The organism is Rathayibacter sp. PhB1 (assembly GCF_004362935.1).
Classification (GTDB): Bacteria; Actinomycetota; Actinomycetes; order Actinomycetales; family Microbacteriaceae; genus Rathayibacter; species Rathayibacter festucae.
On sequence record NZ_SNYD01000003.1, the window covers coordinates 166,575 to 179,145 of the forward strand.

A 12,571-nucleotide genomic window follows, 5' to 3' on the forward strand; every position below is an offset into this window, starting at 1 on the left:
CGGCGGCGGCGGCCACCCGACCACCGACTACACCCCCGTGTCGCCGTCAGCCGGGACGACGGGCGCCGAGGCCCGCACCGCCCCGTCCCACAGCCGGATCGCCGCGCGCGGCACCGGCCCGACCACATCCACGCGCCACACCAGATCCACCGGCGACCCCGTCGACGCCTCGAACGGCACCACGTGGATCGGCGCCGACGGGTCGAACCGCAGCCGCTCCTGCAGCCGCGACGGCGCGACGAGGAAGCTCGTCACGCGCTCGTGGTAGCGCTCGCCCACCTGCAGCTCGGTCAGCACCGTGGCGCTCACCGGGGTCATCGGGTCGGCGCGGGTCAGCGAGTCGAGCAGGAAGTCGTCCCACGGCACGTCGAGCTCGACGCCCTCGAAGTCCTCGGGGCGGCGCAGCGCGTTCAGCGGATTCGTGCCCATCGGGCGGACCCGCGGGCGGGCGATCGCCTCCTCGTCGCGCTGCACGGAGGCGACGATGTCGGCCAGGCGCGGGGCGGCGATCCGGGTGAGCAGCGACTCGTCGTCGAGGGCGCGCAGCAGCATCCGCCGCGTGTGGTTCGACGAGTGCGGGAGGTCCTCGTCCAGCGTCGACAGGCCGAAGCCCTGGCCGGCTCCGTAGTCGGCGGCCATCTCCTGCACGAGCGACTCGAAGGCCTCGTGCCGCCAGCCGCGGCGGACGAGCTTGGAGGTCATCGCGGCGCGCATGCGGGCCACGGCCGCTGTCTCCTCGCCGCTGACGGTCGCGAGGCGCACGGCGAACGGCATGGCGCCGCGCTCCACGTCGAAGGTCTCGTGCTGCAGCCAGACGGGCGGCACGTGCCATGGACGGTGCACGGCCTTGGACAGCAGCACCAGCCACTCGACGGCCTGACGGTGCACCGAGCGCAGGCGCGCGGCCTCCTCGCGGGCGCGGCGGGCACTGCGGCCGTAGTGCGCGAGGCGGGTGCGCTCGATCTGTATCCGCCGCTCGAAGCGCGACCAGCCCGCGTGGTACCGGACGAGCGAGATCAGCGTGATCAGCACCCCGGCACCGGCCAGGCCGACCAGCACCCACAAGAGCACAGAGGTGATCAGCCCGGGATCGAAGGAGCCGGCGGGCTGCCGCGAGGCGTAGTCGTTGACGAACCAGATGCCGACGCCGACCACGATCGCGAGCGACAGCACGGTCACCCAGCCGACGAGCAGCGTGCGGTGGAACTCGCGGCGCAGGCCCAGCAGCTCGCCGGGGCGCTGCGGGCGGATCGCGTCGATCTCGCCCTTGAGGTACGCGACCTCGTCCTCGGCACGGCGGCGCTCGGCGCCGATCCGGTCGAGGAAGCGCCAGACGAACGAGGAGCTCTGCCGCCCGGCCCACAGGTCGTACTCGCCGAGCGCCTGCAGGCGGCGGGAGCGGCGCGCCTCGGCGTCGGAGGCGGACACGGGCGGCTCGACGGGCTCGGGAGCCTCCTCGGCGGGGACCTCGATCTGCACGACGGTCCGCTGCTCGGCGGCCTCGCCCTCGACGAGCGTCTCCTGCGCGGGCGGCGCGAACGCGGCCGAGTCGGAGGGCCCGGCCTCGGACTCCTGCGCGGCGGGCTCCTCAGCAGCCTCGGGAGCGGCGGCGCCGGCCTCGACCGGCACCTGCGCGGCAGCCGCCGCAGCCGCCGCCTCCGACGCCGACACCCAGTTCTGCAGCCGCTCCCGCGGATCCGCGATCGCCAGCGCGTACCAGTCGACCCGCTCCGGGAACCCCGGCGGCACGTCGTACCCCGACGACACCCATGGGTCGTCCGGCAGCGCGAGCACGTCGCCCACCCGCCCGAACACCGGCACAGCTCCCTCGACGGGCGCGAAGCCCGCGTCGCGGAGGTCCGCGCTGCCGTCGAGCGCGCCGAAGACCAGCTCGCGCAGGCCCGCCCACAGCTGCGGCGTGGTGCGGACGTGCGCCATCGCGGCGGGCGCGTCGGCCTCGGCGCGGGCGCGGCCCTCGTCGTCGCGGAGGTGCTCGAGGTCGGCGACCAGGAGCCGGTCGCGGACGTCCAGCACCTCGTCGTAGTCGGCCCCGACGACGGCCGAGCCCTGCGAGGTGTGCAGGGCGCGGGTCACCGAGCGGTTCGCGCTCGAGGTGATCCAGAGCACGGCCCAGCGCGGGATCTGCACGAGCTTGCCGGCCGAGAAGGCGAAGAAGCGGCCGATCTGCGCCCAGAAGCCGATCCGCTCGGGCTCCGGCACGTCGAGCGAGCCGGCGGAGTCGTAGGTGAGCGCGCCGCCGTCCAGGCGCAGCGCGCCGGCGACCATGCTCTCGACGTAGCCGGCGATCTGGCCGTCGTCGATGTAGGCGGTGCCGGGCGGCGGCGGGCTGACGCTGGGGTCGATCAGCAGCGAGTCCGGGCGGGCGGCGTTCTCGAGCACTCCGGCCGCGACGCGGCGGCCGAGCGACTCGGTCAGCACCGCGTTGAGGAACACCCGCGAGATCCAGACGGAGTCGCCGCCGTCGGACTCGCGGCTCATCAGCTCGACGCTGCCGTCGGTGACGCCGTTCCACAGCCCGGCGACGCTGGCCAGGTGGGTGAGCGTGAAGCCGGTGAAGCGCTCGTCGTCGCGGACGAAGGCGTCGCCGGACCACGGGCTCGAGCGGTCCTCGGGCGAGGCGATGACGACGAAGCCGTGCTCGTGCGCCTCCACCCGCTCGCGCAGCTGGAACGCGGTCGGCGCGCAGATCAGCGTCACCCGGCGCAGCTCCGTGGTCTGATCGGCGAGGGTCGCGGAGGGATTCGGCAGCGGCATCGAGGTGCGCACCCAGCGGCTGACGAGGTCGGCGACCGCGTCCTGGGCCTCGTCGGTCTCGCGCTCGGGCAGGGCCGAGCGGAGGGTGACCAGGCGGACGAGAGCGAGCGGCTCCTCCGCGAGCGCCTCGAACAGGTCGACCGCGATGGCGACCGACTCGAGGTCGGCGCCCACGCCGAGCACCACGGCCTCGATCTGCGGCGGTGCGTAGGGCGAGGTCTTGACGTGCTCGGGCAGCACCCAGAGGGCCTGGCCGAGCAGGCCGGTCTTCGTCCACTGCGCCGCCAGCTCGAGCAGGGTCTCGCCCTGCGCGCCGCTGGGCAGCAGGACGATCGCCGCCTTGCCGTCGGGCCAGAAGCCGGCGGGCCCGTAGCCGTCCGGGCGGATCTCCGGGGGCACGCTCAGACTCCGGAGTCGCGCGGACCGGTCGAGACGACCGACGACACCAGCCCCAGCAGCGCCTCGCGGAACTGCTCGCGCATCTCCCAGGTGACGGGGTAGTCGTAGACCGAGACCATGTCGTCCTGCTGCACGATGTCGCTGTCGAAGCGGGCGAGCTCGGCGGTCAGGTAGGCCTGAACGGCGGAGCGGCGCGACGCGAGGTCGCCGTCCGCACTGCCGGCGCGGGACGACTCCGGCACGGGAGCGCCGGTCGGCAGCGCGCCGGTCTGCAGCCACTCGGCCAGCTCGGTCTCCTCGCCGCGGCTGCCGCCGAGCGAGATCAGCACGCGGTAGGCGGCGAGCGGCGCGAGGGTGCCGTCGACGTTGCAGAGCGCCATCGCGATGGCGAGCGACTGCAGCACGACGCCCGGGAAGTCGGCGGGCCGGGCGTTGCGCTCGCTCAGCAGCGGGTGCGGGAAGTCGGCCAGCGCGCGGGTCGACGGGTCCCAGACGGAGAGCTTGGGGCCCTTCTCGCCCTGCGAGGCGTCGACGGCGAGGCGGCCGAGCGCCTTGGCGACGTACCAGCCGCGGATCATCGACTCGATCGCGCGCGGGTCCGCGGGGATGCTCTCGCCGAGCAGGCGCGCGCGCTTGAACTTCCAGAACGCCTCGCGGCTGTCCTGGGTGTTCGACTGCGCGAGCCAGCCGCGGGCGATCGGCTCCATCACGGAGTCCATCACGATGGGCTCGTAGGGGAAGCCGGACATCGCGAAGACCTCGATGCCGTCGACCTTCTGGTCCTGGAACCACGACTCGCTGGTCGCGTCGTCCCAGACGCCCATCTGGCCGAGCACGCCCTTGGTCACCTCGTACATCTCGGTGCCGGCGCGGAACGGGATCGAGCTGAAGACCAGCGAGGTGTCCTCGTTGATCGCCTTGCCGTGCACGGCGCGCAGCAGCGCCGGGTTGAGCTTGACCAGCGGCTCGCTGGCGCCGAGGGCGGCCTGGAGCTGCTCGCGGTAGCGGTCGCGGCGCGCAGCGAAGACGTCGGGCGGCAGCACCTCGGAGTCGAAGAAGCCGAGCAGGTCCTCGCCGATGTAGGCGGCGAACGGGGTGCCGTCGCGCTTCATCCAGGCGCGGGCGCGGCCGACGTAGACCTCGGGGTCGGTCGCGAGCTCGAAGGAGGCGCGCTGGGCCGGGTTGGCGACGGCCGGGTCCGCGGTGACGGTCGGCTTCCAGGTGCGCGGGTTGCCGACGAGCGACCAGGCGCCCGCGTCCGACTCGCTGTCCGGGCTGACGCCGACGAGCTGGTCGGCGAGCACGCGCAGGACGGCGTCCTGGTACTTGGCGTCGCCGTCGACGGAGGCGCGCACCAGCTTCTGGAACTCGGCCGGGTACTTCTCCGGCTCGACGAGCATCCGCTCGTTGGGCGCGGGCGAGTACTTGCGCGGCACGGTCTCGTCGACGCGGCGGGGCCAGAACTCGTAGGCGTTCTCGCGGTCGTCGCTGGTCTTCCGCGAGTGCACGCGCTGCAGCAGCGCGGTGCGGGAGCCGTCGAGGTAGTCGGCGAGCGGGCCGAGGAAGGTCTCGCGCAGCTCGGCGAGCAGCGCCCAGGCGGAGTCGCGCAGCGCCGCCTCGGAGGACCACTCGAGCGCCTGGCCGAGGCGCTGGATCGCGAACTGCACCGCCTCCTGGTCCGGGCGGATCGACTGCTGATTGGCCGAGGTGCGCAGCTCGTCCGAGACGAGCGAGCTGAGCGTGCCCACCCACTCCTCGTGCTGGCGGGCCTCGACGCGCAGCGCGTCGACGGTGCCCTTGAGGCCGCGCTCGAGGCGGCGGAGCATCGCGGTGACGACCGGCAGGCCGTCCTGCGCGACGTAGCGCGAGACGGTCTCGAGGATGTGGCCGGGCATGGTGCGCGTCCACTCGTCCAGGCGGCGCTGGCGGGCCTCGCGGTCGCGCTGGAGCAGGCGCGGGCTGTGCCGAGTGAACTCGTTGACGAGCCGGTCTGTCCAGGTGGTGATGTCGGTGCCGCCCTGGCGGTCGAGCGACTCGGGGCGGGCCAGCTCGTCGTCGGCTCCGCGCTGCAGCTCGGCCTTGATCAGGTCGAGGGTGCTCTGGTCGCGCAGCGCGTCGGTGACGTCGTTGTGCTCGGCGGTCTCCTCGTTCAGGCGCAGCTCGCGGAGGAAGCGCTGGTACTCGCTGTCCGCGGACTTCTCGATGTACTCGCGCTCGGTCATCCGCTCGAACTGCGGGTCCTCCTCGGCGTGCGCGAAGAGCATCCGGTCGATCGCGGAGCGGGCGAAGCGCTCGGCGGAGTACTCCAGGAAGCGCTCGCGGCCGAGGGTGACCCGGCCGAAGCCGATCGAGGAGAACGGCGGCGAGTGGTGCGCCGGGCTCATCAGGCCGGAGTTGTCGGGCAGCACGTTGGCGGCCGAGCGGGCCTGCCAGTTGCCGGACGAGTAGGCGATCATGTCGTCCTGCACGCGCTCGTCGATCATCCACGCGGTGAGGCTGGTGGCGACGGCGTCGTAGACGGCGTTCTGGTCCTCGAAGGTGACCTTGCTGTTGCTGCGGCCGACGATGAACGGGTACGCGGCGCCGACGCGGTCCATCGCGGCGCCGTAGGAGGGCGCGACGCCCTTGGTGCGCAGCAGCTCGAGGGTCGCGGCCGAGGGGGTGTCGGTCCAGAAGCCGTTCATCGTCTCGGAGATCGCGGCGAGCGCGTTGCCGGGCATGCCGGCGGTGACCGAGAGCTGATCGAAGACATCGGGCGCGTAGAGCATGCTGAAGAACTGGTTCGACCACGGGTACTGCTTCGCGGTCGACTTGATGATCTCGATGATGTCGAGGAACTGGCCGGCTCCCGAGCCGCCGGCGACCGACGAGATCACGATGACGATGGGGCTGCCGTCTCCGCCGTCGTCGCGGGCGCGCAGGCGCTGGCCGAGGGTCTGCAGCTCCGCGAGGGACTCCGCGTCGTTCATCTTCCCGATGGCGAGGCGCGCGGCCTGGGCGATCTCCTTGGTGGCGGCGAGCGCGACGGCGCGGCCGACGGCGCGGTACTGGCCGGCGCCCTTGGTCACGTCGACCTTGACCAGGCGCGGGTCGGGCAGCTGCCGCTCGATGTCGTGGCGCATCGCGTTGTTGGTCGCGTGCGCGCTCGTGATCGAGCCGTGCACGATGTCGAAGGTCGCCGCGGTGCTGACCAGGCCGCGGTAGTCCTGCCGGGGCAGGAACGGCGCCTGGTACTCCATGCCGTCCTGGACGGTGGGGGTGTCGAAGTGCAGGAAGCGCCAGGCGGCGGGGATGCCGCCCTCCCAGCCGAGCTGCTGGAGCTTGAGCTCGAGCTGGTACTTGATGCCGCGGAGGGTCTTGCCGCCGGAGCCGCCGACTCCGATCAGGAGGAAGGGTCTGAGCATGAGGTCCTGCTTTCGTCTGGTCGCGCGGTGTTCCTGCGGTAGCGCGGTGTGTCGTGTGTCGTCGTGCGGGCGGTGCCGGGAGGCGGAGCGCCGTCAGCGACTGCGGGGCGGAGGGGTGCGGGGGCCGGCCCGGCCGGGCGGCGGCGGGGCCGGGGTGGAGCCGCCGGGCCGCGGGGGCGGCGGTCCGCCGGGGCGGCCGGGCGCTCCCTGCGTCCGGGGCGGCGGGCCGCCGGGGCGCGGGGGCGAGGGGGGGCGGGGCGGGGTCGCGGTCGGGGTGCCGCTCTGGGCGCTCCGCGGCGGGACGGAGGAGCGGGCCTCGGCGGCCGCGGGCTGGGCGGCGGGCACGGGCTGCTGCGGCTCCCGGCGCTCGGGGCGCTTCGCCGCTCGCTCGCGGCGGAGCACGTCGACCGTCTTCCAGGCGGGCTCGCCGGAGTCGCGGAGCAGGTCCTCGAGGCGTCGCTCGTACTGGCCCTCGTCGTCGCGGTCGACGCGGTGGTAGAGCACGGCCGTGGCGCGGACGGGCTCGTCGCCGCGGGGGCGCTCGAGCTCCTGCTCCGAGACCACGATCGCCCAGAAGACGTCGAGCGGGAGGGCGGAGAACTCGACGCCGCCGTTGCCGAGCGGTCGCCCGGCGGAGGTGCCGCGGGTGCCGGTGCGGGAGGCGACGATCTCGCCGCCGGCGGGCGGGCCGACGCGGTAGCTCGGCGCCTTGAGCGGCCACCACGGCACGTGCGCGCGGAGCCGGCCGAGCTCGGGGTCGGGCAGCTCGCGCACGCCCGTCTCGCTGCGGAGGTAGCGGAAGCGCTCGTCGAGGCGGCCGTGGGTCAGCGCCGAGCGGACGCCCTCAGGCGTGATCTCGACGGGGATCGTGCCGCGCTGGAACGAGCCGTTCATCGCGATCTTCGCCTTCGCCCGGTTGAAGAGGTACAGGCCGAGCAGCGGCAGGAGCACGCCGAGCAGCAGGAGGACGAGCGCGACCAGTCCGATCGCCGCGGCGTTGACCGGGAAGGTCGACGGGAAGGACAGCGCGACGGTCTGCGGGGCGCTGCTGCCGCCCGCGGTGCGGACGTCGAGCGGGAGGGTCGCGGCGACCGAGGAGTCGGCGGCGACCGAGTTCTCGGCGGAGACGGTCACGGTGCGCGAGGCGCCCTGCGCGACGTCGAGGCAGGCGCCCGGCGCGAGGGCGGCGCCCGACTCGTCGGTGAAGCTCCACTGCCAGGCGTCGGCGCGGTCGGCGTTGTCGCTGGTGACGGTCGGCGCGGCGGAGAGGCAGACCTGGCTGGCGCCTCCCGCGGTCGGCCCCTGGATCGCGAGAGTGCCCTCCGCGCGGCCGTCGGCGCCGGTCAGCTCGCTGAGCACGAGCGGCGAGGCGACGCTCGGGAAGGCGGCCGGCAGCACGGTCGTGATCCGCTGCTGCGTGGTGACCGGGGCGAGCTCGATCGCGTGCTCCGCGGTGGTCAGCGGGTCGAGCGAGGCGGTGACGAGCAGCTCGGAGGCGGTGACGTCGGAGGGCAGCGGGATCGTGATGACGCCGGAGGCGGCGTCGATCGCGGCGCCCGGCAGGTCGGCGGTGGCGCCGTCGGCGGTGCTGGTCGCGGCGAAGTCCGCCTGCCCGAAGACGGAGAGGTCCACCGGCTGACCGTCCGGGTCCTGGACGCGGGCGGTGAGGGTCGCGGAGAGCGTGCCGTCCTCGCCGCGCTGCACCTGGTTGGCGTCGTCGAAGACGATCCGCAGGTCGCTGAACGCGAAGACCTCGGTGGTGCCGGGCGAGGTCAGCGTCCACTGCCCCTGCAACTCCGGCCGGTCGACGGTGATCTCGAGGCGCGAGACGCCGGAGGACTGCGTGACCGTCACCTCGGGGGCGGTCGCGGAGGCGGAGAGGGTGCCGAGTCCGGAGGAGGCGGGCGCCTGCAGCGTCCAGCCGTCCTTCACGACGGCCTGGATCCGCGCGACGCCCGGGTCGATCCAGAAGGAGCCGTTCGCGTCGAGCGCCTCGGACGCGCCGCCGGCGATGCGCGCGCCGAGCTGGAGGAAGACGGAGGCGAGCGCGTCCGGGTCGGAGGCGTCGACGACGGCACCGCGGACGGAGCCCTCGGGCGCGACGGCCGGTCCGCAGGTCGCGGTGCCGCCGCCGTAGGCGCCGCTGCCCTCGACGAGCGGCCACATCACGCGGGCCTCCTCGCGCTGCTCGCCGTCGGCCAGGAGCGTGCCGAGCACGACGACGCCGGCCTGGCGGAGCGCCGCGAGCAGGCCGTTGCCCTCGGGCTCGTCGCCGTCGGGGTCGATCCGGACGCCGCAGAGCGCATTGGTCGCGTCGGCGGTGGCCTGCGCGGAGCCGAGATCGATCTCGCCGTCGGTCAGCCAGATCACCAGCTGGCAGGCGGAGCCGGCGCTCGGCTGGCTCTGCAGCGCGGTCTGCACGCCCTGCAGTCCGGCGAGCCAGTTGGTGCCACCGCCGGGGGTCTTGTCGCGGATGACGCCGGCGAGCGCCTCCGGGCTCTCCTGCGACCACGGACGCCAGTCGACCGCCGGCTCGAAGGCGCGGCTGAAGAAGGCGGCGCCCCAGTTGACGGTGAGCGAGTCGCGGAGGCCGCCGAGCTCCTGCAGGCTGCCCGCGAGGATTCCGGCCCGCGCGACGTCCGGGTCGGAGCCGCGGCCGTCGTCGCCGCCGGTGTTCAGCGAGCCGGAGCTGTCGACGAGGTAGTAGACGTTCAGCTCGTCGGAGGAGGAGAGGCAGGTGCGCAGGTCCTCGATCGCGCCGCGGCCGATGTCGGTGAGCGAGGCGGTGCTGGCGGCGGTGCCCGTGGTCGCCGCGCTCGCCGGCTGCGCCGCCGCCCCGAGTCCGAGGACGAGCAGGAGCGCGGTGACCCCGATCGCGAGGGCGCGGCGGATCACGTGCCCAGCCACTCGGAGATCGGGACGCTGATGTTGAGGACGTGCCAGGCGCCGAGCACGAGCGCCGCGGCCGAGAGCCAGTAGAGGGCGCGGGTGAAGCGCGCGTCGGGCACGAAGCGGCGCGCGTCGCGGAGGGAGTGCGCGCGCTGGGAGGAGAGGTCCCAGCCGGTCGCGAGGAAGACGAGCAGCGGCGTCAGCACGTAGCCGGCGACGCTCAGCCAGACGGCGCTGCCGCGCACCAGCGGGAGCGGCAGACCGAGCACGCGGACGGGCGCCGAGGCGACGGAGGCGGCCACGACGGCCAGCACGAGGCTCACCACGAGCCCCGCGGCACCCACTGCGAGAGGCAGGATGCTGGCGGTTCGTCGGGCCGCGGGGGCTCGGTCACGCACGGTCGACACCGCTCCACCCTCCGCTGTCGCAGCTGAACGCTCCCTGTTGGGGGCGGTCCTCCAGTATGCGGACCCCGCCACGAGCCGCCAAACCCCGCAACGGGGCGCCCGGGTCTCGAGCATGCTGATCGAGTAGCGCGCGGAGCGCGCGTATCGAGATCCACCACCCCCTGCACGCCGGGTCTCGATACGCCGCTCCGCGGCTACTCGACCACCATGGCTTGGCCGCTCATCGAGCAGCGCGCGAGGCGCTCCGTCCATGCTGATCGAGTAGCGCGCGAAGCGCGCGTATCGAGATCCACCCACCGCAAGCACGCCGGGTCTCGATACGCCGCTCCGCGGCTTCTCGACCACCATGAAAGCGCTCCGCCGCTCGAAGGCATGCCGATCGAGCAGCGCGCACCGCGCCCCTTCCCTGCTGATCGAGTAGCGCGCCCCGCGCGCGTATCGAGATCCACCCCGCCCGCACCCCCGGCCGCCCGCCGCCGCCCGGATGGTTGACTGGCCCCATGGAGATCGTTCTCGGAGTCGTCGGCCTGCTCGGCGGCCTCATCGTCGCGGCCGCCGCCGTGGTCGCCGTCGTCATCGGCCAGCGCCGCGCGAAGCCGGCCTCGCTGGTCGACATCGACGTGCGCCTGTCGCACGCGGGCGACGACTGGTGGCGGGTCACCGCGACGGTCCGCAACCTCGGCCGCACCGACCTCCCCCCGACGACCTTCGTCGCCGACCGCCCGATCTCCTTCACCCTCGCCGGCTCCTCCTCGACCGAGTGGTACGGCGCCCCGCCGCAGACCCCGGAGTGGTCGATCGACCCGTCCGGCTCCCTGCTGCTCGCGCCCGTCCTCCTCCCCCGCGGCGTCCCCGTGAGCGCGACGGCCGTCGTCCGCGGTCGCCCGGAGGTCCGCATCGACGCGCCGCTGCGCTACATCCCGGTCCGCGAGAACGTGGTCGAGACGACGGGGGCGGCGCCCGCCTGGGGCGAGCCCGCGACCGCCTCCGCCACTGCCTCTTCCTCCGCCCCGCCCGCTCCGCAGCGCCTCGTCGACGCCCCCCTCGAGCCGCGCCCCGAGCGCGAGAGCGTGCTCCGCGGCGGCTTCGGCATGTGGTCGGCGATGGCGGCGGGAGGGCTCGGCGCCGTCTTCATCGGCGTCGGCATCGCTCTGTCGCTGGCCGGCCTGAACTCGACGCCCCTCGGCTCCGCCGGCGTCGTGCTGATCGGCGCCGGCCTGACCGGCCTCGTCGGCACCCTCGTCATCCGTCTGCTCCGCCGCTGGCTCGAGCCGCCGGCCCTCTGGCGCACCCCGCGGCAGCGCCTGCGCCGCCCCGGCACGATCGTCGTGCTCGTCCTCGCCTACGCCGGCCTCGCACTGTTCTGCCTCGAGTTCCTGGTCGAGGACGTCAGCGGCGACACCACCTGGGTCGCGGGAGTCGCCGTGCTGCTGCTCCTCGCCGCGCTGCTGGGCACGGGCCTCGTCGGCTTCCTCCGCCTGGTCGTGCTGCTCGGCGTGCGACGCGCCTCGCGGGGCGCGACGGCCTGAACCCCGCCCGCACCGAGCAGGGGCCTAGGCGCGCGGCGGGGCCGTCGACTCGCGGACGACGAGGCTGGTGGCCAGCTCGATGCGGTGCGAGAGGGGCGGGATGCCGTCGTGCATCCGAACCAGGGTCTCCAGGCCGAGGCGGCCGAGGTCGTGCATGGGGGTGTGCACGGTCGAGAGGAGCACGGCGGTCGGTAGCGCGGCGAAGGTGTCGTCGTAGCCCATCACGCTCAGGTCCTCGGGGACGCGGAGGCCGGCTGCGATCGCGGCGCGGATCGTCTGCAGGGCGTCGATGTCGTTGGTCGCGACGACGGCGGTCGGCGGATCGTCCAGCGCCAGGAGTGCCGGAACCACGTGCTCGGCCGACCCCATGCCCTGCTCGGAGACGAGGGCCGGGTCCTCCGGCAGGCCCGCCGCGGCGAGCGCCTCGCGGTAGCCGCCGTAGCGGGCGCGCAGCCCCGGGTTGCGGGCGTCGCCGCCGACGAAGGCGATCCTCCGGTGGCCGAGCGAGACGAGGTGCTCGGTGGACTGCTGCCCGCCCACCCAGTGGTTCGAGCCGACGCTGACCACGGACGGGTCGAGCGGGTTCGGTGCATCGACCGCGACGAGCGGCAGCCCTGCCTCGGCGGCGGCCGCGACGATCTTCGCGTCGATCGCGGTGGTGACGGCGAGGATCCCGAGGTGCCCCTTCGCCGCGACCGAGCGGACGAACGCGGCGTCGAAGCGCAGCGTCTCGTCGGCGGAGCCGCTCGGCGCGAGGACGCCGGTCGTCACATCGACGCGCTCGCTCTGCGCGCCTCCGACGACGCCCTCGAGGACGCGCAGCGAGTAGACGCTGAGCAGGGTGTCGAAGACGACGGTGACGCCGCCGCCGACCCGGGGCGCCCGGGTGCTCGGGCTGTAGCCGAGCTCACGGAGGGACTGCTCGACCCGCGCGCGCGTCGCCGCCGACGCGCCGGGCCGCCCGTTGAGCACCTTCGACGCGGTCGCCTTCGAGACGCCCGCATGCGCCGCGACGACGTCCAGCGTGACGCGCGTGTCCGGCGTGCGGGCCACAGGCCCTCCTCTCAACGGTGCCCCGACCCTACCGAAACTGTTTCCTCCCCGCCCCCTCACCCGGTGCGCGCCCCGTCGCGCGCCGCGAGATGCCACTTGTGCACGCGACACGCCG

6 protein-coding genes are annotated in these 12,571 nt (G+C 74.3%); 1 reads left to right on the top strand and 5 read right to left on the bottom strand.

From position 1 onward, the window contains the following. Window positions 1-27 precede the first annotated feature (27 nt). The 4 genes from EDF17_RS08610 to EDF17_RS08625 all read right to left on the bottom strand — a co-directional run bounded on the left by EDF17_RS08610 (window position 28) and on the right by EDF17_RS08625 (window position 9,811). Window positions 28-3,174 carry a hypothetical protein gene (locus tag EDF17_RS08610; protein WP_123446715.1) on the bottom strand — a complete coding sequence of 1,049 codons (3,147 nt, stop codon included), beginning with the start codon at window positions 3,172-3,174 and terminating at the stop codon, window positions 28-30. A gap of 2 nt (window positions 3,175-3,176) precedes the next feature. Then, window positions 3,177-6,578 carry a tubulin-like doman-containing protein gene (locus EDF17_RS08615; RefSeq protein WP_123446716.1) on the bottom strand — a complete coding sequence of 1,134 codons (3,402 nt, stop codon included), beginning with the start codon at window positions 6,576-6,578 and terminating at the stop codon, window positions 3,177-3,179. 93 nt (window positions 6,579-6,671) lie between these two features. Further along, window positions 6,672-9,473: a hypothetical protein gene (locus tag EDF17_RS08620; protein WP_123446717.1), complete on the bottom strand. Its 2,802-nt coding sequence runs from the start codon at window positions 9,471-9,473 to the stop codon at window positions 6,672-6,674. Continuing rightward, on the bottom strand, window positions 9,470-9,811 hold the full coding sequence (locus EDF17_RS08625; protein ID WP_123446718.1) for a hypothetical protein: 342 nt from the start codon (window positions 9,809-9,811) through the stop codon (window positions 9,470-9,472). The genes EDF17_RS08620 and EDF17_RS08625 overlap by 4 nt, the downstream gene beginning before the upstream one ends. Before the next feature lie 563 nt (window positions 9,812-10,374). Between EDF17_RS08625 and EDF17_RS08630 the strand changes: the two genes are divergently transcribed. Continuing rightward, entirely contained in the window at window positions 10,375-11,403 is a 1,029-nt protein-coding gene (locus EDF17_RS08630) for a hypothetical protein (protein ID WP_123446719.1), read from the top strand. A 24-nt stretch (window positions 11,404-11,427) separates the two neighbouring features. Here the strand turns inward: EDF17_RS08630 and EDF17_RS08635 are convergent, their stop codons facing one another. Beyond that, window positions 11,428-12,456 carry a LacI family DNA-binding transcriptional regulator gene (locus EDF17_RS08635; protein ID WP_166649631.1) on the bottom strand — a complete coding sequence of 343 codons (1,029 nt, stop codon included), beginning with the start codon at window positions 12,454-12,456 and terminating at the stop codon, window positions 11,428-11,430. Between the last annotated feature and the right edge of the window lie 115 nt (window positions 12,457-12,571).

Coding starts and splice junctions, on each gene's coding strand:
- EDF17_RS08615 (WP_123446716.1), bottom strand. CDS start 6,578: ATGCTCAGACCCTTCCTCCTGATCGGAGTCGGCGGCTCCGGCGGCAAG.
- EDF17_RS08630 (WP_123446719.1), top strand. CDS start 10,375: ATGGAGATCGTTCTCGGAGTCGTCGGCCTGCTCGGCGGCCTCATCGTC.